24 protein-coding genes are annotated in these 23,920 nt (G+C 62.0%); 18 read left to right on the forward strand and 6 right to left on the reverse strand.

All coding sequences use genetic code 11. The annotated features are described in order from the left end of the window. Positions 1-132 precede the first annotated feature (132 nt). Positions 133-1,023 carry an AraC family transcriptional regulator gene (locus tag PFLCHA0_RS09250; RefSeq protein WP_011060138.1) on the forward strand — a complete coding sequence of 297 codons (891 nt, stop codon included), beginning with the start codon at positions 133-135 and terminating at the stop codon, positions 1,021-1,023. Positions 1,024-1,192: 169 nt separating this feature from the next. Here the strand turns inward: PFLCHA0_RS09250 and PFLCHA0_RS09255 are convergent, their stop codons facing one another. After that, entirely contained in the window at positions 1,193-2,857 is a 1,665-nt protein-coding gene (locus PFLCHA0_RS09255; protein ID WP_011060139.1) for an electron transfer flavoprotein-ubiquinone oxidoreductase, read from the reverse strand. A 549-nt stretch (positions 2,858-3,406) separates the two neighbouring features. Between PFLCHA0_RS09255 and PFLCHA0_RS09260 the strand changes: the two genes are divergently transcribed. From PFLCHA0_RS09260 to PFLCHA0_RS09325, 14 genes are all read left to right on the forward strand, one after another. Continuing rightward, entirely contained in the window at positions 3,407-4,156 is a 750-nt protein-coding gene (locus PFLCHA0_RS09260; protein WP_015634720.1) for an electron transfer flavoprotein subunit beta/FixA family protein, read from the forward strand. A 2-nt stretch (positions 4,157-4,158) separates the two neighbouring features. After that, positions 4,159-5,088 carry an electron transfer flavoprotein subunit alpha/FixB family protein gene (locus PFLCHA0_RS09265; protein ID WP_011060141.1) on the forward strand — a complete coding sequence of 310 codons (930 nt, stop codon included), beginning with the start codon at positions 4,159-4,161 and terminating at the stop codon, positions 5,086-5,088. A gap of 81 nt (positions 5,089-5,169) precedes the next feature. Beyond that, positions 5,170-5,994: a substrate-binding periplasmic protein gene (locus PFLCHA0_RS09270; protein ID WP_015634721.1), complete on the forward strand. Its 825-nt coding sequence runs from the start codon at positions 5,170-5,172 to the stop codon at positions 5,992-5,994. 9 nt (positions 5,995-6,003) lie between these two features. Then, on the forward strand, positions 6,004-6,360 hold the full coding sequence (locus tag PFLCHA0_RS09275; RefSeq protein WP_011060143.1) for a DUF4398 domain-containing protein: 357 nt from the start codon (positions 6,004-6,006) through the stop codon (positions 6,358-6,360). Beyond that, on the forward strand, positions 6,357-7,169 hold the full coding sequence (locus tag PFLCHA0_RS09280) for an OmpA family protein (RefSeq protein ID WP_011060144.1): 813 nt from the start codon (positions 6,357-6,359) through the stop codon (positions 7,167-7,169). Before PFLCHA0_RS09275 ends, PFLCHA0_RS09280 begins: the two co-directional genes overlap by 4 nt. Before the next feature lie 205 nt (positions 7,170-7,374). Next, positions 7,375-8,814, forward strand: a complete 1,440-nt coding sequence (locus PFLCHA0_RS09285) for an aminotransferase-like domain-containing protein (RefSeq protein ID WP_011060145.1) — start codon at positions 7,375-7,377, stop codon at positions 8,812-8,814. Positions 8,815-8,891: 77 nt separating this feature from the next. After that, positions 8,892-9,392, forward strand: coding sequence for a hypothetical protein (locus tag PFLCHA0_RS09290; RefSeq protein ID WP_041752731.1), 501 nt, complete (start codon positions 8,892-8,894; stop codon positions 9,390-9,392). Between the two features lie 170 nt (positions 9,393-9,562). After that, positions 9,563-9,817, forward strand: coding sequence for a YkgJ family cysteine cluster protein (locus tag PFLCHA0_RS09295; RefSeq protein WP_011060147.1), 255 nt, complete (start codon positions 9,563-9,565; stop codon positions 9,815-9,817). A gap of 43 nt (positions 9,818-9,860) precedes the next feature. Next, positions 9,861-10,469, forward strand: a complete 609-nt coding sequence (locus tag PFLCHA0_RS09300) for an START domain-containing protein (RefSeq protein ID WP_011060148.1) — start codon at positions 9,861-9,863, stop codon at positions 10,467-10,469. Positions 10,470-10,612: 143 nt separating this feature from the next. Then, complete coding sequence (locus tag PFLCHA0_RS09305) at positions 10,613-10,846, forward strand: hypothetical protein (RefSeq protein WP_015634724.1); 234 nt, start codon at positions 10,613-10,615, stop codon at positions 10,844-10,846. A 212-nt stretch (positions 10,847-11,058) separates the two neighbouring features. Beyond that, positions 11,059-11,400 carry a ribonuclease E inhibitor RraB gene (locus PFLCHA0_RS09310; RefSeq protein WP_011060150.1) on the forward strand — a complete coding sequence of 114 codons (342 nt, stop codon included), beginning with the start codon at positions 11,059-11,061 and terminating at the stop codon, positions 11,398-11,400. 440 nt (positions 11,401-11,840) lie between these two features. Next, positions 11,841-13,250, forward strand: coding sequence for a circularly permuted type 2 ATP-grasp protein (locus PFLCHA0_RS09315; protein WP_011060151.1), 1,410 nt, complete (start codon positions 11,841-11,843; stop codon positions 13,248-13,250). 11 nt (positions 13,251-13,261) lie between these two features. Beyond that, entirely contained in the window at positions 13,262-14,212 is a 951-nt protein-coding gene (locus PFLCHA0_RS09320) for an alpha-E domain-containing protein (protein WP_011060152.1), read from the forward strand. Beyond that, positions 14,209-14,982 carry a transglutaminase family protein gene (locus tag PFLCHA0_RS09325; protein ID WP_015634725.1) on the forward strand — a complete coding sequence of 258 codons (774 nt, stop codon included), beginning with the start codon at positions 14,209-14,211 and terminating at the stop codon, positions 14,980-14,982. The genes PFLCHA0_RS09320 and PFLCHA0_RS09325 overlap by 4 nt, the downstream gene beginning before the upstream one ends. Before the next feature lie 69 nt (positions 14,983-15,051). Here PFLCHA0_RS09325 and PFLCHA0_RS09330 read toward each other — a convergent pair whose 3' ends face one another. Further along, positions 15,052-15,858 (reverse strand): c-type cytochrome, encoded by an 807-nt coding sequence (locus tag PFLCHA0_RS09330; RefSeq protein ID WP_015634726.1) that lies wholly within the window; start codon positions 15,856-15,858, stop codon positions 15,052-15,054. Next, positions 15,855-16,304, reverse strand: coding sequence for a rhodanese-like domain-containing protein (locus tag PFLCHA0_RS09335; protein WP_011060155.1), 450 nt, complete (start codon positions 16,302-16,304; stop codon positions 15,855-15,857). Before PFLCHA0_RS09335 ends, PFLCHA0_RS09330 begins: the two co-directional genes overlap by 4 nt. Positions 16,305-16,913: 609 nt before the next feature. Here PFLCHA0_RS09335 and PFLCHA0_RS09340 point away from each other — a divergent pair. From PFLCHA0_RS09340 to PFLCHA0_RS09350, 3 genes are all read left to right on the forward strand, one after another. Continuing rightward, positions 16,914-18,119, forward strand: a complete 1,206-nt coding sequence (locus PFLCHA0_RS09340) for an acetyl-CoA C-acetyltransferase (protein WP_015634728.1) — start codon at positions 16,914-16,916, stop codon at positions 18,117-18,119. Between the two features lie 25 nt (positions 18,120-18,144). Further along, entirely contained in the window at positions 18,145-20,289 is a 2,145-nt protein-coding gene (locus PFLCHA0_RS09345; RefSeq protein ID WP_015634729.1) for a 3-hydroxyacyl-CoA dehydrogenase NAD-binding domain-containing protein, read from the forward strand. Between the two features lie 105 nt (positions 20,290-20,394). Next, positions 20,395-21,117, forward strand: a complete 723-nt coding sequence (locus PFLCHA0_RS09350; protein WP_015634730.1) for an amidotransferase — start codon at positions 20,395-20,397, stop codon at positions 21,115-21,117. Positions 21,118-21,160: 43 nt separating this feature from the next. Here PFLCHA0_RS09350 and PFLCHA0_RS09355 read toward each other — a convergent pair whose 3' ends face one another. From PFLCHA0_RS09355 to PFLCHA0_RS09365, 3 genes are all read right to left on the reverse strand, one after another. Then, positions 21,161-22,132, reverse strand: a complete 972-nt coding sequence (locus PFLCHA0_RS09355) for a magnesium and cobalt transport protein CorA (protein ID WP_011060159.1) — start codon at positions 22,130-22,132, stop codon at positions 21,161-21,163. A gap of 145 nt (positions 22,133-22,277) precedes the next feature. Further along, a complete protein-coding gene (locus PFLCHA0_RS09360) occupies positions 22,278-23,000 on the reverse strand; it encodes a lysophospholipid acyltransferase family protein (protein WP_015634731.1) in 723 nt (240 codons plus the stop codon). Between the two features lie 218 nt (positions 23,001-23,218). Further along, a complete protein-coding gene (locus PFLCHA0_RS09365) occupies positions 23,219-23,908 on the reverse strand; it encodes a crotonase/enoyl-CoA hydratase family protein (RefSeq protein WP_011060161.1) in 690 nt (229 codons plus the stop codon). Positions 23,909-23,920 lie beyond the last annotated feature (12 nt).

Below are 23,920 nucleotides of genomic sequence, written 5' to 3' on the forward strand. Positions count from 1 at the left end.
TCGGGCCCTGGGCCAACCATGGCGATTCCTCGGCATGTCATGCCTATTCCTCCGGCATTGGCGGTTTTCACGCGGCATTGGCGTACAGACCTGCGATGATGTTTTCGTCCCTTTTTCCGTGAAGTTTTCCCCATGCTGCTGACCCGCCATCTGGACGCCAACGCCACCCTGGTCTCGCTGATCCAGCCCCTTGCCAGCCGTGACGGTTTCGTTGCCACCGCCTTGCCCGGGGTCCAGGTGCTGCGGGCCAGTTGCGACGTGGCGCGGGGCCCACAGATCTATGAGCCGAGCCTGATGATCATTGCCCAGGGCAGCAAGCTGGCCTACCTGGGCACGCGAACCCTGGAATACGGTGCCGGGCATTACCTGATCCAGGCCCTGTCGGTGCCCTTCGAGTGCGAAACCTTCGCCTTGCCCGATGCGCCGCTGCTGGGGGTTTCCATCGCCATCGACCGGGCGGTATTGAGCGAGCTGGTGCTGGCCATGGGCGTCACCGAAGGCCGGGCGGCTTCGGCGCAGACCCTGGAGTCGATGACCTCGGCTGTGCTCGACGACGCCATGCGTGGTTGCGTGGAACGCCTGTTGCGCTGCCTGCACGATCCTCTGGAGTGCAAGGTCATGGGCCCTTCACGGGTGCGCGAGTTGCTCTTTGCCGCTTTGCGCGGGCCCCAGGCCGATGCGCTGCGGGCGCTGGTGGAGCAGCAGGGGCAGTTCGCCCGGGTTGCGGCTTCGCTCAATCACCTGCACGAGCACTACACCGAGCCGTTGAACGTCGAGACCCTGGCCCGCTGCGCCAACATGAGCACCTCGACCTTCCACGAGCATTTCAAGCGCAGCACTCTGCTGTCGCCGGTGCAGTACCTCAAGCGCCTGCGCCTGCTCAAGGCCCAGCAGTTGCTGCTGGGAGAGGGGCTGGGCGTGGCCCAGGTGGCTCATCGGGTGGGGTATCAAAGCACTTCGCAGTTCAGCCGCGAGTACAAGCGCTACTTCGAACGCAACCCGGGCGAAGAACGCGCCGCTTGAAAACATCTCCCCCCTTGTAGGAGCTGGCTTGCCAGCGAATGCGCCCTTGGGCCGGAGCAAGGCTTGGGCGGCTCTTCGCCGGCAAGCCGGCTCCTACAGGTGGCGGTGTCGCTGAATCCCGGGCATGAAAAAGGCCCCCATAAAGGGGGCCTTCTTTTATCGCACCGGCTTACATGTTCGGGTAAGTCGGGCCGCCGGCGCCTTCCGGAGTGACCCAGGTAATGTTCTGGGCCGGGTCCTTGATGTCGCAAGTCTTGCAGTGCACGCAGTTCTGCGCGTTGATCTGGAAGCGCTTCTCGCCATCTTCCTGGGTGATCACCTCATACACGCCGGCCGGGCAGTAACGCTGGGCAGGTTCGTCGTACAGCGGCAGGTTGCGGCTCAGCGGGATGCTCGGGTCGGTCAGCTTCAGGTGGCAAGGCTGTTCTTCTTCATGGTTGGTGCCGGAGATGAACACCGAGCTCAACTTGTCGAAGCTGAGTTTGCCGTCGGGTTTCGGATAGTCGATCTTCACGCAGTCCTTGGCCAGCTTCAGGCAGGCGTAGTCCGGCTTGGTGTCGTGCAGGGTGAACGGCAGTTTGCCGCCGAAGATATTCTGGTCCATCCAGTTGAAGCCCGCGCCGATGATCGGGCCGAACTTGTGCATGGCCGGGCCGAAGTTGCGGCTGGCGAACAGCTCCTCATACAGCCAGCTGGCCTTGAACGAATCGACGTAGCTCTTGAGTTCGTCGGCGCCTTCGGAACCGGCGAACAGCGAGTCGGCTACCGCATCGGCGGCCAGCATGCCGGACTTCATGGCGGTGTGGCTGCCCTTGATCTTGGCGAAGTTCAGGGTGCCCAGGTCGCAGCCGATCAGCGCGCCACCCTTGAACACCATCTTCGGCAGCGAGTTCAGGCCGCCCTTGCAGATGGCGCGAGCGCCGTAGCTGACGCGCTTGCCGCCTTCCAGGTACTGCTTGAGCACCGGGTGATGCTTGAGGCGCTGGAACTCGTCGAACGGCGACAGGTAAGTGTTGGCGTAGGACAGGTCGACGATCAGGCCCACTACTACCTGGTTGTTTTCCAGGTGATAGAGGAAGGAGCCGCCAGTGTTCTCGTTGCTCATGATATCCAGCGGCCAGCCGGCGGTGTGCACCACCAGGCCAGGCTGGTGCTTGGCCGGGTCGATTTCCCAGATTTCCTTGAGGCCGATGCCGTAGTGCTGGGCGTCGGCGTCGCTGTCCAGGTTGAACTGCTTGATCAGTTGCTTGCCGATATGGCCACGGCAGCCTTCGGCGAACAGGGTGTATTTGCCGCGCAGTTCCATGCCGGGGGTGTACATGCCCTCTTTCGGCTGGCCTTCACGGTCGACACCCATGTCGCCGGTAAGAATCCCGCGGACTACGCCGTTTTCGTCGATCAGGGCTTCCTGGGCGGCAAAGCCCGGGTAGATTTCCACGCCCAGGTTCTCGGCCTGCTGGGCCAGCCAGCGGCACAGATTGCCCAGGGAAATGATGTAGTTGCCTTCGTTGTGCATGGTCTTGGGCACAAAGAAGTCTGGAACCTTGGTGGAGGTTTCGCCGCTGCGCAGGACATAGATGTCGTCGCGGGTGACCGGGGTGTTGAGCGGGGCGCCCAGTTCCTTCCAGTCCGGGAACAATTCATTCAGGGCCCGTGGTTCGAACACGGCACCGGAAAGGATGTGAGCACCGACTTCGGAGCCTTTTTCAACCACGCAGACGCTGATTTCCTTCCCGGCTTCAGCGGCCTTCTGCTTAAGGCGGCAAGCGGCGGACAAGCCTGCGGGGCCGGCACCGACGATGACCACGTCGAATTCCATGTATTCGCGTTCCACTAGGCTATCTCCTACTCAAGGCTCAACGGTTTTTTCTAATTGGAGGTTTGGCGTTGCATCCCCGCTTTCTCCCATCGCGCATGGGGGGGAGAAGGGGAGGACGGCCGACCTTTCTCTCTGGGCGGCGCATTATATCTACACCACTCTCAGCGTCCAATACAAACGTTTGTTTGAATTTGCCGCAGCCCAGATAAATCAAAGAAGCGCGGCTTATAAACGGCTATTTTGCCGTATTGACCGGAAAAGGCGTTCCGGTCAAGATACGGTCGGTTTTGCGCTCGCCGTAGGCTGACTGTTGGTTTCAAGAGCACCTCTAAAGACAGGGCAAAGGCAGTAAAGGTGACGCGCGCGCAGCTTGAAAGTGCGCAGTCTACACGCCGCGATAATGAATGACTCGTCGGTCACCACTGACGAACGGTCATCACCCCGTGAGCAAGGTCAACCTTTTTGTGCGCCAGCGTTTTTGGAGGTGCCCTTGTGCCGATGAGCATCAACCGCCAGGTTCTCGCCTAGGCGACTTTCTTTTCACCGGAGAGTAACGAGGAATCCATGAAGGTTCTTGTAGCTGTCAAACGAGTGGTCGACTATAACGTCAAGGTTCGCGTCAAAGCGGACAACTCCGGCGTCGACCTCGCCAACGTCAAGATGTCGATGAACCCTTTCTGCGAAATCGCAGTGGAAGAAGCCGTACGCCTGAAAGAGAAAGGTGTAGCGACTGAAATCGTCGTCGTCTCCATCGGTCCTGCTACTGCTCAAGAGCAACTGCGTACCGCCCTGGCACTGGGTGCCGATCGCGCGATCCTCGTCGAGTCCGCTGAAGAGTTGAACTCCCTGGCCGTGGCCAAGCTGCTCAAGGCCGTGGTCGACAAGGAACAGCCACAGCTGGTGATCCTCGGCAAACAGGCCATCGATAGCGACAATAACCAGACCGGCCAGATGCTGGCAGCCCTGAGCGGCTACGCTCAAGGCACCTTCGCCTCCAAGGTCGAAGTGTCCGGCGACAAGGTCAACGTCACCCGTGAAATCGACGGCGGCCTGCAGACCGTTGCGCTGAACCTGCCAGCCATCGTCACCACCGACCTGCGTTTGAACGAGCCGCGCTACGCGTCTCTGCCAAACATCATGAAAGCCAAGAAGAAGCCGCTTGAAACGCTGACTCCTGATGCTTTGGGCGTTTCCACCGCCTCCACCAACAAGACCCTGAAAGTCGAAGCGCCGGCTGCACGCAGCGCGGGCATCAAGGTCAAGTCGGTGGCTGAACTGGTCGAGAAACTGAAAAACGAAGCGAAGGTAATCTGATCATGACTATCTTGGTAATCGCCGAACACGATAACAAGGCGCTGGCTCCGGCCACCCTGAACACCGTTGCCGCCGCCGCCAAAATCGGTGGTGACGTGCATGTATTGGTAGCCGGCCAGGGCGTTGGCGCCGTGGCTGAAGCCGCGGCCAAGATCGCTGGCGTGGCCAAAGTGCTGGTGGCCGACAACGCCGCCTACGCTCACCAACTGCCGGAAAACGTTGCGCCGCTGGTGGCCGAACTGGGCGCTGGCTACAGCCACATCCTGGCTGCCGCTACTTCCAACGGCAAAAACATCCTGCCGCGGGTTGCCGCTCAGCTGGACGTCGACCAGATCTCCGAAATCATCTCGGTAGAAAGCGCTGATACCTTCAAGCGTCCGATCTATGCCGGTAACGCCATCGCTACCGTGCAGTCCTCGGCTGCCGTAAAAGTCATCACCGTACGTGCCACCGGTTTCGACGCTGTTGCCGCTGAAGGTGGTTCGGCTGCAGTCGAAACCGTCGGCGCCGCTCACGATGCCGGCAAGTCGAGCTTCGTTGGCGAAGAGCTGGCCAAGTCCGATCGCCCTGAACTGACCGCAGCCAAGATCGTCGTTTCCGGCGGCCGCGGCATGCAGAACGGCGACAACTTCAAGCACCTGTATGCCCTGGCCGACAAGCTGGGCGCTGCTGTCGGCGCGTCCCGCGCTGCGGTGGACGCAGGTTTTGTGCCCAACGACATGCAGGTCGGCCAGACCGGCAAGATCGTTGCGCCACAGCTGTACATCGCCGTCGGTATCTCCGGCGCGATCCAGCACCTGGCGGGCATGAAGGACTCCAAAGTGATCGTCGCGATCAACAAGGACGAAGAAGCGCCAATCTTCCAGGTAGCCGACTACGGCCTGGTAGCGGACTTGTTCGAAGCCGTACCTGAGTTGGAGAAGCTGGTCTAATCCGGCGTCTTCACTTATAAAGAGCCCGGCCTTTTGGCCGGGTTTTTTTATGTGTGTTTTTTGCCGGGGGAGGGTTTCGCCATGGATCTGCGCCGCATGAGTGGCTGGCCAGTGCTGTTGGGCCTGACGTTGTTGCCATCGTTGTCGATGGCGGCGGGCAAGTGCGAGCGTCTGGTGGTCACTGGCAGCCCCGATGCACCGCCTTACCTGTGGCGTGACCCTCAGGACCCCAAGCACCTGATGGGTGCCAGCGCCGACCTGCTGCAGCAGGTGGCCGGGGAGCTGGGGCTGAAGGTCGAGGTGCTGTATGCCGGCAAGCGCTCCGAGGCGCTGGACGAGGTACGCACCGGGCGCATGGACCTGCTCGCCGATGCACCGCTGACCCTCAATGAGCTGGAATCGCTGGACTACATCCACCCGGCGCTGGTGCAGAACGACTATCTGGTCTGGACCCGCAAGGATTCGACCCTCAGCTACACCCAGCCGGGAGACCTGGCAGGCCATCCCGGCGCCATGTCGGAAAAGGCCCGACTGACTCAGCCCTTTGTCGCCATGGCCAAGGAGCATCTGCAACTCAAGCGCCTGCCGAATCTGACCCAGGTCTTCCAGACCTTGCTCCTGGGGGAGGTGGATTATGTGCTGGCGCCTCGCTACGCAGGCATGGCCATGGCCCAGACCCTGGGCATGACGGCGGATCTGGCGGCGTTTCCCCAGCCCATCGACAAACCGGGGCTGTTCCTTGCGCTGTCCCATAACTCCGCCTGCAATGACCCATGGTTGCGCGGACAGTTGGCCAAAAAGATGACAGAATTGCCCGCGTCCGGTCTGACGGAGACCTTGCTGCAGCGCAATCTGGAGCGCTGGAAGGCCCAGTTGCAGCAACCCGTCAGCAGCCCAAAACAGTAGGAATCTTGTGTGACTATTCGACCTCTTTTCGCCGCCATGGCTGTTCTCGCCCTGGCGGGTTGTGCAACCGATCCGGCGCCCATCGAGCAGATGCGCCTCACCGCGCAGACGCTGGAGCAGGCCAAGGCCGTGGGGGCTTCTGCCGAGGACATGCCCGAGTTGAAACTGGCCGAAGACAAGTTCTCCCGGGCGCAGGGCAACATGCAGGATGAGTCCTACAAGAAAGCGCGGATGCGCGCCGAACAGGCCGAACTGGATGCGCGCCTGGCCGAAGCCAAGGTCCTGACCCGCAAGAGCCAGGAACAGGTGAATGCACTCAATACCCGCATCACTCGCCTGCGCAAGCAACTGGGAGATGCCCAATGAATCTGTCTACCCGGATCATCGGCAGTGCAGTGCTCCTGGCATGCGCCGGTCTCTATGGCTGCGCTGGCCAGCACAGCGAAGAAGCCCTGCAGCAGGCCAGTAACGACTTCCAGAAGGTCAAGGAAGACTCCAACGTGCTGCGTATCGCGCCCAAGGACGTGATCCGTGCCGGGGAGTCCCTGGCACGTGCCGATCGCCTCTCTACCTATTGGGGCAGCGGTGGCGATGTGGAGCATTACGCTTACCTGAGTCGGCGCTACAGCGAAATCGCCCGTGAGCATACCGAACAGGCACTCAATAACGAGCGTGCGGCCAAGCTCGAGCTGGAGCGCCAGCGCCTGCAACTGGCCCTGCGCGAAGCCAAGTTGCTCAGCGTGCAGCAGCAGGGCAAATGGCTGGAAGAACAGATCATCAGCCTGGCCACCACCCAGACCGATCGCGGTCTGGTGATGACTCTGGGGGATGTGCTGTTCGATACCGGCGAAGCGGAGCTGAAGAACTCGGCGAACCGCACTGTGCTCAAGGTGGTGCAGTTCCTCCAGTTGAACCCCAAGCGCGTGGTGCGCATCGAGGGTTACACCGACAACACCGGCGAGCGCCAGAGCAATCTGCAGCTGTCCAAGGACCGCGCCCAAGCCGTGGCGGATGTGCTGGTGGACCTGGGCATCGATGAAAAACGCATCCAGGTCGAAGGCTATGGCGACGACTACCCGGTGGAGGCCAATGCATCCGAGCGGGGAAGGGCGCAGAACCGTCGGGTGGAAATCGTGTTCTCCGACGAAAAAGGCCAGTTGGGCGCTTCTCGCTGAAGCTGCGCCAGTGCCACGGAAAAACCCGACGCCTTGCCCGCGTCGGGTTTTTTTATGCCTGCCAAGAGGTTCACAAAAACCCTACAGTTATGCTTTTCACTGCCCTGTGTCCTCGACTATTGTAGAAACTGTCCCAGTACACTTCTAAACTGTGCCGGTATTGTTTCACACAAGAATAAAACGCCGTGAAATCGAGTGCTGCGCCATGACCAATCTCTTGCTCTATCAACGTATCGCTCAGCAACTGGCTGAGGATATTCGCCGTGGTGTCTACCAGCCGGGGGAGCGCGTACCGTCGGTACGCAAGATGAGCTCGCAGCTCAATGTCAGCCACGCCACGGTACTCCAGGCCTACGCCAACCTCGAAGACCAGGGGCTGATTCGCGCGCGCCCGCAGTCGGGCTACTACGTGCATCAGACGCCGGCGCTGACCGCGCCCACGCCGGATATCGCCCGGGTCGAGCGCCCGGGGCTGGTGACCCGCAGCAGCATCATTCAGCAGGTGCTGGTGGAGTCCCGTCGCGAAGGTGTGTTTCCGTTGGGGGCCGCAGTGCCCAGTGTTGACTATCTGCCAGTGCGGGCGCTGCACCAGCAGTTGGCCAAGGTCACCCGGTTCCACAGCCCCCGGGCATTCAGTTACATGTTCAGCCCGGGCTTCGAGCCACTGAGGCGTCAGGTGGCCATTCGCATGCGCGATGCCGGGGTGGTGGTCGACCCGTCGGAAGTGGTGATCACCCACGGCTGCGTCGATGCCCTGCAGATGTCATTGCGGGTGCTGACCCGGCCCGGGGACCTGATTGCTGCGGAGTCGCCGACCTACTACGGCCTGCTGCAACTGGCGGACTTGCTGGGGCTCAAGGTCATCGAGATTCCCAGTGATCCGTCCACCGGCATGAGCCTGGAAGCCCTGCAACTGGCGGCCAACCAATGGTCGATCAAGGCCTTGGTGCTGACGACGCGCCTGAGTAATCCCCTGGGCGGCACCATGCCCGAGGAGCGGCAGAAGCAGTTGCTGCGCCTGGCATCGGATTTCGATATCCAGGTGGTCGAGGATGATATCTATGGCGAGTTGATGTTCGAGGTGGGGCGTACCAAGGCCCTCAAGGCCTATGACCGCCTGGATCGGGTGATCTACTGTTCGAGCTTCTCCAAGACCCTGTCTCCCGGCGTGCGCATCGGCTGGATGATTGCCGGCAAGTACCAGCAGGAGATCCAGCGCCTGCAGACCTTCAGCACCCATTCAGCGTGCAGCGTGACCCAGATGGGGGTGGCGGCCTACCTGGAAAACGGCGGTTATGACCGGCATTTACGGTACATCCGCCAGGAATACCGAAAGAATCTCAGCGCCTTTCAGCTGGCGGTGCAGCAGTACTTCCCTGAGGGCACGCAGATTACCCGGCCCAACGGGGGCTTCATTCTCTGGGTCAGCCTGCCGGGGCGGGTCAACACCCAGGAGCTTCATGTGCGAGCCTTGCAGCAGGGCATCAGCATCGCCCCGGGGCTGATCTTCAGCAACACCGAGCAGTTCAACCACTGTGTGCGGCTCAACTGCGGTACGCCCTGGAATCGCGAGGCCGAGCGGGCCCTGATGACTTTGGGAATGCTTGCCAGCCAGTTGTGCCAGGAGGCGGCGGGCGGATTTTAATCAGTGTGGCCCTGTGCTTGTCATGGGGCCTGCAACAAGCGAGCATAGAGGACCTTTTGTCGATCTACCTGTCTTTCATGAAAGCCTTTCTACCTGCCCTCTGGTTAAGTGTCTGTCTGTTGGGAACCGCCTTCATGGCTCCTGTCCAGGCGGCTTCCTCCCAGGACAAGCCGGCTGCGGGGGCGGCCCACGCCACTAAGGCGGCCCCTGCCAAGAAGGCTCCGGCCAGCAAGGCCAAGCCTTCGGCCAGTGCCAGCAAGAGCAAGCCCGCGGCCAAGAAGGCGCCCGCCAAGCCCAAGTCCAAATGGGCCTATCAGGACATCAAGACGCCGTTGCCCAGCGCCAAGGTGGACTTGAGCCTGCCGCCGGAAATGGTCAAGCACCTGCAGCCGGTGGGCAGTGTGCCGCTACCCAAGCGCGAGCCGCTGCTGCCGCAGATGTTTGGCGAGAAGCCCAAGGAAAGCAGCCCGTTCCAGCTCAACGGCCGCTTGCTCAGCAATGAAATGCAATTGCAGCTGCGCAACGAGGAACGTCGGGATATCGAAGGCGCGGCCCTGGATTTCGAGTTCAAGCAGTAAATTCTTCATCCTCTTCTGTGACGGGTTGGCTCGACACTTTGTCGGAGACTGATCAGTCACGCACGGTTGTGCGTCAAATCCGTTCTTTGAGTAATTTTAAACGGCTGTTTTAGCGGTTACTCTTGGCGGGCGTCATTCAACACTCTGCTTGTCGCAAGGAGCTTTTCCTCATGAACTGCCGTGAAGGTTGTGGCGCCTGCTGCATCGCCCCTTCCATCAGCACCCCGATTCCCGGAATGCCCCAGGGCAAGCCGGCGGGAGAACGTTGCCTGCATCTTTCTGTCGAACACCTGTGCGGGCTGTTCGGCCTGCCGGAGCGGCCGGCGGTGTGTGGGGCGTTCCTGGCGGATCCCGAGGTGTGTGGCGAAAGCCGCGAAGAAGCCATCCGCCTGATTGGCTGGTGGGAACAAGTGACCGCGGCATAGAGTGTTCTCAATGAACGGAACTTCAACAATAAGGAATAAGACAATGGGTTCGCTGCAACGAATGGCTGTGCTCTGTGGTTTAACCGTGCTGTTGTCGGCAACGGCCCACGCCGAAGACTGGCAAACCGCCAAGGATGAAGACGGCATCAAGGTCTCCTTGAGTGAAGTGGCCGGCTCCAAATACAAGGCCTACCGTGGTGTGACCACCATGAAGACCTCCATCGCCAAGCTTCGCGCGCTGCAGGAAGACGTGGCGGGCGCCTGCTCCTGGATCCACGAGTGCAAGACCCAGAAACTGCTCAAGCACGAGGGCGATCAAAGCTGGACCTACACCCAGTTCAATACCCCGTGGCCAGTCACTGCCCGTGATTCGGTATTGCACATCACTACCAGCGAAGCGGCCGACGGCAGCCTGACCCGCAAACTGGAGGGCGTGCCCACTTACATCCCTGAAGAGAAAGGCTTCGTGCGGGTGGCCCAGGTCGAGGGCTACTGGAAGTTCGTACCCAAAGGCGCCGATCAGGTGGAAGTGACTTACCAGGTGCACACCGAGCCGGGTGGCAGCGTGCCGTCCTGGCTGGCCAACAAGTTCGTGGTGGATGCGCCGTTCAACACCCTGAAGGCACTCAAGGCTCGCGCCGAAAAGCCTTGATCGGCTGAGTTTTGCCTGCATTACCAGGGCCGCCTTCGGGCGGCCTTGTCATTGACGTGTTCCGGTAGCGTGGTGGAACGATTGCCCGTTGCTCAGGGTCGAGATGTTGTCAGCCCACTCATGGGGCTATCGAGGAGGCACTGATGCAAAAGTGGCAAGTCACTTTCGTTGACGATCATGGTGTCCAGTCCGTCGAGCATTTCGACTGCGACCAGCAACCGACGATGGAACGCGCCGCACAACTGGTGCGGGCCAAGTTGTTGCCAGTGAGTGCCGAACTGGACCTGAACGATCTGGACGGGCGCACCGAGGACCCCACCCTCAAGAGCCTGAAAGAGCAGAACAGCATTCAGATTCTCAGTATCACGCCGATCTAGAGAGGGTAGAGCGCGCTTCGCAGTAATTTCTGGCGACGTCCAGAGCAAGGCGCTAATCTGCAAACGAGATCAGCGAATTCTTCGCTAGGCTCTGATCTTGTCAGCTCCATGCTTGTTTCCTGACGACCCGCCCCGGGTCGTGATGCCGGTCCCTTTGGCCGGTGGTTCGGGAAACACGGAAAGTCTATCCATCGGTTTGAGGAGGACGTTTCATGAGCACAGCCGTTCAAGAAGACATCAGCAGCAGTGTGCTGCGCCGCATGAAAGAAGGCGGTTTCGACTTTTCACGATTCCATCCCATCGAGTTCTACGCCATTTTTCCGGATGAGGAGCGGGCACGCAGGGCGGCAGGACATTTTCGCGGTGAATCCTTGAATGCCCAGGTCAGCGTGCGTGACGACGGCGCATGGTACCTGGAACTGAGCAAGGTGATGTACGCCACCTATGGCGGCATCGGGGATTTTGAACAGGACTTCGAGGCGGTGGTCGAGCCCCTGGGCGGCATCATTGAGGGCTGGGGAGTGAAACAGGAGATCCGTGGACGGCTGGTATAGCCTGCGCTAGATATACCGAGACAGACAATTGGCTGGCCCCTGGGCCGGCCAATTGTGTTTTCGGGGCACGCACAAGGTAAAAAAAAGCCACCCGAGAGGGTGGCTAAAAGGGAAGACCGGTCAGGAGAGGGAACCGGTCGGGAGAGCCCGGACCCGGTTGTCATCGGTGTCATCAAGGTTGCAGCAGCGACTTCATCAGGCTTGGCGAAGTGTTTGCTCGATGGACGCGATTATCCCCAGTGGCCAGCGGGCAGTGAAATCAACTCTGACTATGCTGGTGATAGCCAAGACCGGTGCCAGCCATGGCCCGGGCAGGGGCGGTCCGCATGCATCGGTTATGCGGGCATCGGCCTTGGGCTGCAACGGACTGATTTTGGGGCGCTTGTGCCGAAGGCACAGGGCTGGCGAAGCCCGGGTGTGCAGGTGACAGGGAGTACGGCATGAACCACAGCGCTGTTGATGAAATGCATGGGGCCGACGGCCAGGTTCGCGAGCATTACCGCGAGTTCGCCCGCTGGCTGGCCAATACCCCCGACGAACTCCTGGCCCGCCGCCGTCGTGAGGCCGACCTGCTGTTCCACCGTGCCGGCATCACCTTCACCCTGTACGGCGATGAGCAGGGCACCGAGCGGCTGATTCCCTTCGACACCATTCCCCGCATCATCCCGGCCCGGGAATGGCGGATTATCGAACAAGGGTGCATCCAGCGGGTACGGGCGCTGAACCTGTTTCTGGCCGATCTCTACCACCAGCAACGAATCATCCGCGCCGGGATCATTCCCGCCGAGCAGGTCCTGGCCAATCAGCAGTACCAGCTGGCCATGCAGGGCCTGGACCTGCACGGGGATGTCTATGCCCATGTCTGCGGAGTTGATCTGGTACGCGACGGCGACGGCCGCTACTGCGTGCTCGAGGACAACCTGCGCACCCCCAGCGGCGTCAGCTACATGCTCGAAGACCGCAAGATGATGATGCGCCTGTTTCCCGAGCTGTTCGCCGCCCAGCGCATCGCCCCCATCGACCATTACCCGAACCTGTTGCTCGATACCCTGAAAAGCTCCAGCCCCCTGGACAATCCGACGGTGGTGGTACTGACCCCGGGGCGCTTCAACAGCGCATTTTTCGAGCATGCGTTCCTGGCGCGGGAGATGGGGGTGGAGCTGGTGGAAGGTGCCGACCTGTTCGTGCGTGACGATCGGGTGTTCATGCGCACCACCGCCGGCCCGCAGGCCGTGGATGTGATCTACCGTCGCCTCGACGATGCCTTCCTCGACCCCCTGGCGTTCAACCCCGATTCCTTGCTCGGCGTGCCCGGCCTGTTGGCAGCCTACCGCTCGGGCACTGTGGTACTGGCCAACGCCATCGGCACCGGGGTGGCCGATGACAAGTCGGTGTACCCCTATGTCACCGAGATGATCCGTTTCTACCTGGACGAAGAGCCGATTCTGCAGAACGTGCCGACCTGGCAGTGCCGCCGGCCCGCTGAACTGTCCCACGTGCTGGCCAACCTGGCGCAACTGGTGGTCAAGGAAACCCAGGGTTCCGGCGGCTACGGCATGCTGGTGGGGCCGGCGGCCACGGCGGCGCAGATCGAGGAGTTCCGCGTACGGATCAAGGCCCGGCCCGAGGCGTACATCGCCCAACCGACCCTGGCGCTGTCCACCTGCCCGACCTTTGTCGAAAGCGGCATCGCCCCGCGGCATATCGATCTGCGGCCCTTTGTCCTTTCTGGTGGTGAAACCCGTGTGGTGCCCGGTGGTCTTACCCGTGTGGCCCTGCGTGAAGGTTCGTTGGTGGTGAATTCCTCACAGGGCGGCGGGACCAAGGACACTTGGGTGGTCGAGGACTAAGGAAGCCTGCCATGTTGAGTCGAACCGCTTCGGACCTGTACTGGATGTCACGCTACCTGGAGCGCGCGGAAAACCTGGCGCGGATGCTCGATGTCAGCTATTCCCTGTCGCTGATGCCCCAGGACGGGCGCGGCGATGGCCTGCACGAGCTGGCCATGCCACTGCTGATCACCGGCACCCTGGAGGATTACCACGCCCGCCACCAGGCCTTGCACGCCGAGCAGCTATTGCAGTTCTTCGCCCTGGACCCGGCCAACCCCGCCAGTATCTACAGTTGCCTGGGATCGGCCCGGGCCTGCGCCCATGCCGTGCGCGGGCGGATCACCGCCGACATGTGGGAAAACGTCAATGCCACCTGGCTGGACATCCACCAGATCGCCAGCCAGGGCCTCAGTGCCTATGGCATGAACCGCTTCTGCGAATGGATCAAGGAGCGCTCCCATCTGTTTCGTGGCGCCTCCTACGGCACCATCATGCGCAACGACGCCTTTCGCTTTATCCGCCTGGGAACCTTCATCGAGCGCGCCGACAACACCCTGCGCCTGCTGGACGCACGCTACGAGATGGCCGGCGACCAGGCCGATGCGGTGTGCGACGGCACCGCCCATGCCTATTACCAGTGGAGTGCGTTGCTGCGGGCCTTGTCTTCCTTCGAGGCCTACACCGAGGTCTATCGCGAGGCCCCCGGCGCCCGGCATGTGGCCGAGCTGCTGTTGTTGCGCGCCGACGTGCCGCGCTCGCTGCGGGCCTGTACCGAGGAAATCGACCAGATCCTCGCCAGCCTGCCCGGCGACAACGGGCGCCCGGCCCAGCGTCTGGCGGCACAGATGGATGCACGCCTGCGCTACATCGGTATCGATCAGATTCTCGACGAAGGCCTGCACGCCTGGCTGACCGACTTCATCCCCCTGGTGCGCCAGTTGGGCAACGCGATTCACCGCTCTTATCTGGAGGCGGCATGAGACTGTCCGTGAGCCATGAAACCGCCTATCGCTACGCCGATCCGGTAGGCGCCAGCATCCAGTACCTGCGCCTGACACCCCACGACAGCGAGCGCCAGCAAGTGCTCTGCTGGCAGCTGGATCTGCCACGACCGGTGCGTGCGCAACGGGACCCCTTCGGCAACATCCTGCACGTACTGACCCTGGACGAGCCCCACGAAGCAGTGATCATCGGCGCCCGTGGCCAAGTGGATATCGATGAGCTGCGCGAGGCCGAGCATGAATGCCAGTCGCCCTTGCCGTTCCTGCGTTTCACCAGTCTGACCGAGGTGGATGCGCAGCTGCGCGAGTTCGCCGACCGGCAATGCGCAAGGCGGCGTGATCGCACAGGGTTGATCGACCTGATGCATGGGCTGCACCAGCTCATGGCCTACACGCCTGGGGCAACGGGCGTGACCACCAGCGCGGCGCAGGCTTTCGCCAGGCGCGCCGGGGTCTGCCAGGACCACACCCACGCCTTCCTTGCCTGTGCCCGTAGCCTGGGCGTTCCGGCACGCTTTGTTTCCGGTTATCTGTACCGCGAGGACAGCGGGCAATTACTTGGCCACGCCTGGGCCGAAGCCTGGCTGGAAGGTGCCTGGTACAGCTTCGATGTGACCCACCAACTGGCGCGGCCCGAGCGCCACCTCAAGCTGGCGGTGGGCCTGGACTACCTGGATGCCTGCCCGGTACGCGGCATGCGCCGGGGCGCCGCCGGTGAGCAGATGCACGCCAGGGTGCTCCAGCAGTAACACGCGTTTTCGCTAGGAGCCGGCTTGCCGGCGAAGGCGCCAGAGGTGGCAAAGGCGATGTCGCAAGGCTCAGGGAACCTGCTTGCGCCCCGCCATGTGCCTGAGATACCCCAGCAGCAGGTCCAGCTCCTGATCCGGCAGCACGTTGTTGTTGAACCCGGGCATCTTCGCCTGGGGCCAGCGCCTCATGTTTTGCGGATCGCGGATATAGCGCTTGAGGAAATCGCCGCTGAAGTACTCGGTGGGGCTGTAGGGGATATTCAGGTCCGGACCGAATTGTGAATCGCCGGCACCGTTGAGCCGGTGGCAGGCCAGGCAGTTTTTCTGGAACAGGGCAAAGCCCTGGTTGATTGGATCAGTGGCCGCCAACTGCGGATCCGGAAGCAGGGCCGGGAAGCGCTGCGCCACTGGCTCCAGGCGCTGGATGCGCGCCACCTGGAACGGCCATTGCTCCGGGCTGATATGCCCGGCGGCAGGGTCGGTCCACACCAGATAGAAAGGCCCGGCGCTGGGTTTGTCGGCAGCCAGCGCAGGCCAGGGCCGGCTCGGGTCCTCCACGGCCAGCCAGGCCTGGGCGCCCTGACGTTCAAGCAGCGGCGCGGCGCTGAGCTCCGCGGCAAAGCCGTCCAGGGCCACGGCTTGAAGATGGTCTTCGGCCTTCAGGCCCTTGAGCAGGCTCGCCATGGGCACGGCACGGTACTGCATGTCGCGCTTGTAGGACACATCGTCCTTGATGGTAATGGTCTGGGCCTGGGGGTGCCTTAGCAGTTCTTCGGTCTGCCAGGTGTAGCTGGCGGAGCCCAGGTCGATCAGCAGTTGCGCGGCGTGCAGCGGGCTGCTCAGCAGCAGGGCAGCGCCAAGGAGGAATACTTTCAATTGATGGCCGTCGGGTCGTCGTCAGTGGGTTCGTCGCCGGGAAGCACGTCGTCTGGTCGCGACACATGGTCGAACAGGGCGTCCCGGAGTTCTTCGTAGTTGCCGCCGTTCACGATACCGAAATAGCCGTGCTTGACCAGCGTGTCTTCGGCTTCAAGGGCGTGCTGGTTGGTGTCGCTGTAGATCACCACGGTGGCGTTGGGGTCCAGCACCACTTTGCGCAACTGGTAGGCCAGGCCCTCGGCGCTGATGCCGGTGCCGTCCTCCAGTTCGAGATTGACCTGCAGCGAGTTGTGCACATTGCCGGCGGCAAAGTCGCTCTCGTTGCGCAGATCGAGGATCAACGCCCCATCATTGATTTCGTCCACCGCGCGGTTGACGTCGATGATTCCGGCGTGAGCGTGAAAGGCGCTCAGGAGTGTGGCGAGTGCAATCCAATGGCGCATGAGTCTTCCCCTTGGTGTTCCTCAGGAAGACTGGCACACAAGTCCGTGCCCCGGTAGGAACCGGGGACAATTTTCCGTCTCGTTGATTGAGCAGCCACAGATCAGCCGATCACTTTGGTGAGATTCGGCAAGATCAACAGCAGTGTGGTTGCGAAAAGAATGAGCCCCGCCTGACGTACTTTCGAATGCTTGAACATGGCTGAATGCCTTTTGTTGTTATTCCTGAGCGTCAATGCATGCCGGTGGGTGAACTCCATTACGAGTCACTATGAACCGGCTATGTGTCCTTTTTCTTACTTGCCCCAGTGCAGAATCCGTCTGGAACTTCCTACAGTTTCTACCTTAGGGGCCTTGAATCCTCTGGCTTAGATCCAATTCGTATGAATTTATATTTCTGATTTATTAAAAGGCTATATATCGGCCCGGGCGTGCCTTGGCCGCCCTCTGGCTAGACAGCTCGCGACCCTTCATCGGCAGAGCCCTTAGCTGCCTACCGTTCGTCTGAGCGTCGGCGTCAAGGCGGCTGAGCGCATCGGTCATTGAATCCGACGCTGCCGCGCCTAAGGTGGGAGCTCGACATTTTCCCCTGCACAGCGGTTCGAGGACGTCATGACCCAAGCTTTGATATTCGATGCGTTACGCACGCCCCGTGGCAAAGGCAAGGCCGATGGCGCCTTGCACAGCGTGAAACCGGTGAACCTGACCGCGGGCCTGTTGCGGGCCCTGCAGCAGCGCTGCGAGCTGGACACCAGCCAGGTGGACGACGTGGTCCTGGGCTGTGTGACGCCCATCGGTGATCAGGGCGCCGATATCGCCAAGACCGCGGTCCAGGCTGCGGATTGGGACGTAAGCGTGGCCGGGGTGCAGATCAATCGCTTCTGCGCTTCCGGGTTGGAAGCGGTCAACCTGGGGGCGATGAAGGTGCGTTCCGGGTTCGAGGAACTGGTGGTGGTTGGCGGCGTCGAGTCCATGTCGCGGGTGCCCATGGGCAGCGACGGCGGGGCCTGGGTGCTGGACCCGGAGACCAACCTGCACAGCCATTTCACCCCCCAGGGGATTGGCGCCGACCTGATCGCGACCCTGGAAGGCTTCTCCCGGGAGGACGTCGACCGCTTTGCCCTGCACTCCCAGCAGAAGGCCGCCCGCGCCCGGGCTGGCGGGGCCTTTGCCAAATCCCTGGTGCCGGTGCAGGACCAGAACGGCATCGTGCTGCTGGACCATGACGAGTTCATTCGCGCCGATTCGACCCTGGAGGGCCTGGGCAAGCTCAAGCCGAGTTTCGAGATGATGGGGCAGATGGGCTTCGATGCCACGGCGCTACGGGTCTACAGCCATGTGGAGCGGATCGACCATGTGCACACCCCCGGCAACAGCTCGGGCATCGTCGACGGCGCGGCGCTGATGCTGATCGGCTCCGAAGCCAAGGGCCGCGAGCTGGGGCTCAAGCCCCGGGCGCGGATCGTGGCCACGGCGGTCACCAGCACCGACCCCACCATCATGCTCACCGGCCCGGCGCCGGCCACCCGCAAGGCCCTGGCCAAGGCCGGGCTGCGGGTCGAGGACATCGACCTGTTCGAAGTCAATGAAGCCTTCGCCTCGGTGGTGCTCAAGTTCATCAAGGACATGGCCATCGACCCGGCCAAGGTCAATGTCAACGGCGGCTCCATCGCCATGGGCCACCCGCTGGGGGCCACCGGCTGCGCGATCCTCGGCACCTTGCTCGATGAGTTGGAAACCCGGCGCCAGCGCTATGGCCTGGCGACCCTCTGTGTCGGCGGCGGCATGGGTATCGCCACCATCATTGAACGCCTCTGAGCCCCGACTTCAAGGAATCCCTTTCATGACCGATGCCATCCGTTACGAAAAAGGCCAGGACCAGATCGTCGTCCTGACCATCGATATGCCGGGCCAGAGCGCCAACACCATGAATGCCCTGTACCGCGACGCCATGGCCGGTGCCGTGGCGCGCTTGCAGGCCGAACGGGAATCGATTGCCGGGGTGATCATCACCTCGGCGAAAAAGACCTTCTTCGCCGGCGGTGACCTCAATGAGCTGATCAAGGTCGGCAGGCCCGAGGCCAAGGCTTTCTACGACATGGTGCTGGCCCTCAAGGGCCAGCTGCGAGCCCTGGAAACCCTGGGCAAGCCGGTGGTCGCTGCAATCAATGGCGCGGCCCTGGGCGGCGGCTGGGAAATCTGCCTGGCCTGCCATCATCGCGTTGCACTGGACGATAAATCGGTACAGGTCGGCCTGCCGGAAGTCACCCTGGGCCTGTTGCCCGGCGGCGGCGGGGTAGTGCGCATGGTGCGCATGCTGGGCCTGGAAAAGGCTCTGCCCTATCTGCTGGAAGGCAAGAAAGTGCGCCCGCAGCAGGCGTTGCAAGCAGGCCTGATCGATGCCCTGGCGACGGACCGCGACGACCTGCTGGCCAAGGCTCGGGCCTGGATCCTCGCCAACCCGGGCGCGCAACAGCCCTGGGATGTGCGCGGCTACCAGATCCCTGGTGGCACACCGTCGAACCCCAAGGTTGCGCAGATGCTGGCCATCGCCCCCTCGATTCTGCGGATCAAGACCCAGGGTTGCTTCCCCGCGCCGGAAAAGATCCTCTGCGCTGCCGTCGAAGGCGCCCAGGTGGATTTCGACACCGCGCAACTGATCGAGACCCGTTACTTCACCGAGCTGACCACAGGCCAGGTGGCGAAGAACATGATCGGCACCTTCTGGTTCCAGCTCAACCAGATCAATGCCGGCAGCTCACGGCCACAGGGCGTGCCGCCGCAGGTCACGAAAAAGCTCGGGGTGCTTGGCGCCGGCATGATGGGCGCGGGCATTGCCTATGTCAGTGCGGTGGCGGGTATCGAGGTGGTGCTCAAGGACATCAGCTTCGAGGCGGCCGAGAAGGGCAAGGCCCACTCGGCGGCGCTGCTGGAGAAAAAGGTGGCTCGCGGGCAGTTGAGCCGCGAGCAGCGGGACGCCACCCTGGCGCGGATCCGCACCACCGCCGAGGATGCCGACCTGGCCGGTTGCGACCTGATCATCGAGGCGGTGTTCGAGGATCGCGAGCTCAAGGCCAAGGTCTCCCGGGCTGCGCAGCAGGTGGTCGGCGGTGACGCGGTGATCGCCTCCAACACTTCGACCCTGCCCATCACTGGCCTGGCTACGGCAGTGCCGAACCCGGACAAGTTCATCGGCCTGCATTTCTTCAGCCCGGTGGAAAAAATGCCCTTGGTGGAAATCATCAAGGGGGCGAAAACCAGCGATGAAACCCTGGCCCGCGGCTTCGACTTTGTCTTGCAGATCAAGAAGACCCCGATCGTGGTCAATGACAGCCGTGGTTTCTTCACCTCCCGGGTGTTCGGCACCTTCACCAACGAAGGCATCGCCATGCTCGGCGAGGGCATCGCGGCGCCGATGATCGAGACCGAAGCGCGCAAGGCCGGGATGCCGGTGGGGCCGCTGGCAATTTCCGACGAGGTTTCCCTGAGCCTGATGAGCCATATCCGCCAGCAGACCGCCAAGGACCTGCAGGCCGAGGGCAAGCCGGCCATCGAACATCCGGCATTTGCCGTGATCGACCTGCTGCTCAACGAATACAAGCGCCCGGGCAAGGCGGCCGGTGGCGGTTTCTACGATTATCCGGCCGGTGCCCAGAAGCATTTGTGGCCGCAGTTGCGCACGCGCTTCTACAAGGCCGACGGGCAGATCTCGCCCCAGGATGTGCGGGATCGCCTGCTGTTCGTCCAGGCCATCGAGACTGTGCGTTGTGTGGAGGAGGGAGTGTTGCACTCCACGGCGGACGCCAACATCGGCTCGATCTTCGGCATCGGCTTTGCCGCCTGGAGCGGGGGCGCCCTGCAGTTCATCAATCAGTACGGGGTGCAGGATTTCGTCGCCCGTGCGCAGTACCTGGCCGAGCAATATGGCGAGCGTTTCCGGCCGCCGACGCTGCTTCTGGAAAAGGCTCGCCTGGGCCAGTTGTTCTGACACCGACAGGCGCTCAATGAGCTGATCCGGGGCTTGCCTTGCCGTGGTATTTCAAGGCAGGCTCTGGACTGTTCATTATTGCCATCGCCTTGTCAGGAATTTTTTATGTCGCTACGCATCTGCATTCTTGAAACCGATATCCTGCGTCCCGAACTGGTCGATCAATATCAGGGTTACGGGCAGATGTTCCAGCGCCTGTTTTCCCAGCAGCCCATCGCTGCCCAATTCAGCGTCTACAACGTGGTCCAGGGGGAGTACCCCAGCGATGACCTGGAATTCGACGCCTATCTGGTGACAGGCAGCAAGGCCGATTCGTTCGGCACCGATCCCTGGATCCAGACCCTCAAGACCTACCTGCTGGGGCGCTACGAGCGTGGCGACAAGCTGTTGGGCATCTGCTTCGGCCATCAGTTGCTGGCATTGCTGCTGGGGGGCAAGAGCGAGCGCGCGAGCCAGGGCTGGGGTGTCGGTACCCACAGCTACAAGTTGGCGGCCAAGGCGCCGTGGATGAGCCCGGTGGTGGAGGAGCTGACGCTGCTGATCAGCCATCAGGACCAGGTTACCGCCTTGCCGGAGAACGCCACGGTGATCGCCTCCAGCGATTTCTGTCCGTTCGCGGCCTACCATATCAATGATCAGGTGCTGTGTTTCCAGGGCCACCCCGAGTTCATCCACGACTATTCCCGCGCCTTACTGGACCTGCGCCAGGAGTTTCTCGGCGAGCAGATCTACCAGAAGGGCGTGGCCAGCCTTGAGCACGACCATCACGGCACCACTGTGGCGGAGTGGATGATGCGTTTCGTCGCTCACAAGCCCGAGGCTGCCTGAACCCGGCCATGGCCCTGCCGCAAGGCGCAGGGCCGTCGCTCCTTCAGAGCCAGCCGGAACGCTTGAAGCTGGCCCAGAGGCCGACACAACCCACGCTGATAAAACCCAGGACGCCAAAGTAGCCGTAGTGCCAACTCAGCTCCGGCATGTTCTGGAAGTTCATCCCGTAGATTCCCGCCACCGCCGTCGGAAACGCCAGGATCGCGGCCCAGGCGGCGAACTTGCGTTGCACGATGCTTTGCCGTGAAGCCTCCAGCAGTACGCCGATCTCGATGGTCTGGCTGGCGATATCGCGCAGGGTCGAGAGGTCTTCCATCTGCCGGGTGACGTGAATCTGCACATCCCGGAAGTACGGCCGCATGTTCTTGTCGATAAAGGGAAAACTGAGCTTCTGCAGCTCTTCGCTGATCTCCACCATGGGCGCTACATGCCGGCGCAGGCGCAGCACGTCGCGGCGCAGGCCGTGCAGGTGCTGGATGTCCCGTTCGTTCAGCGAGTCGCAGAGGACGTTGCGCTCCAGCTCGTCGATTTCCGCGTGGATGGCTTCGCTGACCGGCTGGTAGTTCTCGGTAACGAAGTCCAGCAGGGCATAGAGCACGAAGTCTTCACCGTGCTCCAGCAGCAGCGGGCGCGCCTCGCAGCGCTGGCGCACGTAGCCATAGGAGGCCGAGTGGCCGTTGCGCGCGGTGATGATGTAGCCGTTGCCGGCAAAGATGTGGGTTTCGATGAACTCCAGCTTGCCCTGATCGCGCACCGGCGAATAGGTGACGATGAACAGCGCGTCGCCGAAGGTTTCCAGCTTCGGCCGGCTGTGCTTTTCCAGGGCATCCTCGATGGCCAGTTCATGCAGGTTGAACTGGCGCTGCAGGTTGGCCAGCTCGTGGGCGTTGGGTTCCTCCAGGCCGATCCAGACGAAGTGGCCGGGCTTGGCGGCCCAGGCGGCCCCTTCGTCGAGGCTGATATCCGTGACTTTTTTTCCGCCGCTGTAGACGGCGGCAGCAACAACTCTACCCATGGTTCCGGTTCACTTCTTCTTATCAAGGGGGCGGTGATAGATCAGGTGCAGCTTAGCCTGCAATGCTCCATCAGAGTCACTGGCCGCGAGGGAGTTCGCGGACAAATAAAAGCCCGCGCAAGGCGGGCTTTTTGTGGCGCCGGGGTCAGGCGGCCTGCAGCTGGCGGTCCATGCTGGCAATGCATTCGCGCATCTGTTCGCGGCACTGGGCGATCAGCAGGGGCATGTCGTCCAGGGTCAGCCCGGCCGTGGGGATGGCGGGCAGCGAGCGGATCAGGATTTTGCCGCTGTTCCAGCGATCCAGGCGCATGTGCTTGATGTAGCTGCTGACGCACACCGGGACTATGGGCACGCCTGCGGCGATGGCCATCTGGAATGCACCTTTCTTGAAGGGCAGCAGCTCTTCCCCGAGGTTGCGGGTGCCTTCCGGGAAGACCCAGATCGAGGTGTCCTCGTGCTGCAAGGTGTGGGTGGTGGTGAGCATCGAGCGCCGGGCCTTGTGCGGGTTGCCACGGTCGATCAGCACGTTGCCTGCCAGCCAGAACAGCTGGCCGAACAGCGGCACCCATTTCAGGCTCTTCTTGCCGATGCACACGGTCCTTCGCGGCACCACGTTGCCGAATACGAACAGGTCGTAGTTGGACTGGTGGTTGGCGATGATCACGCAGCCCTGGGGTTTGTCCATCAGCGGGCCGACCTCGGCCTTGACCCGCAAGCGCAGGATGCACATCGCCGGCCAGGCGTAGAGACGGGCGCACAGTCGGCTGTTGTCCGGGTTGAATGGGCGGCACAGGCCGAGCAGCAGGCCCAGGCTGCCTGCCAGGATAAAGTGCAAGCCCATCAACGACATACGAAGCAGATACAGCATCTAAACGGCCCACCCGGGGACAAAAGGTGGCGCAGTGTACGGATGTACACTGTTTTCGGCAATTGCCGTTCTCAGCCGGGAGATGGGCGATGTTTAAGTACATGTTTCCAGCAATGGCTGGCGATGGTGATCTAGAGCGGTCGCGGCTTGTTGGCAAGGCATGCAGTAAAAAGCCCGGCGCGAAGGCCGGGCTGGTTCAGGTAGCAAATCCGAGGGTTTCAGCCCAGGTGCTCCTGGTCCTGGATGATCGCGTTGTCCAGGGCATCCAGCAGTGCCTTGCGCACCTTCAGCTTGGTGTTCTTGTGCGCCACCATGTTGATCTTCTTCAACTGGCGTGCAGCGGCCAGGGCGGCGCCTTGCAGTTCATCGGGCGCTACCACCTTATCGAGGAAGCCGGCATCTACCGCGCTTTGCGGGTCGAACATCTCGCCATTGATTACCGAGCGATGCAAAGCCGAGCGACGCAGGCGGTCACGGGCCAGCTCGATACCCGCGTGGTGCATGGTCATGCCGATCTGCACTTCATTGAGGCCGATGCTGAAGGGGCCTTCGACACCGATGCGATAGTCCGCCGACAGCAGCAGGAACGCGCCCTTGGCCACCGCGTGCCCTGGGCAAGCGACGATCACCGGGTAGGGGTGGGAAAGCAGGCGGCGGGCCAGGGTCGAACCCAGGGTTACCAGAGCCACGGCCTCCTTGGGGCCGGCTGTCATGACCTTGAGGTCGTAGCCGCCAGAGAGAATCCCCGGCTGGCCGGTGATGATCACCACCGCGCGATCGGCGGTAGCCTGATCCAGCGCCGCATTGAAGGCGGCAATCACGTCCGGGGAGATGGCATTGACCTTGCCATTGCTCAAGGTCAGGGTCGCGATACCGTCTTCGAGATGGTAGGAAATCAACTCACTCATGACGCAATTCCT

This window comes from Pseudomonas protegens CHA0 (assembly GCF_000397205.1).
In the GTDB taxonomy this organism is placed as follows: Bacteria; Pseudomonadota; Gammaproteobacteria; order Pseudomonadales; family Pseudomonadaceae; genus Aquipseudomonas; species Aquipseudomonas protegens.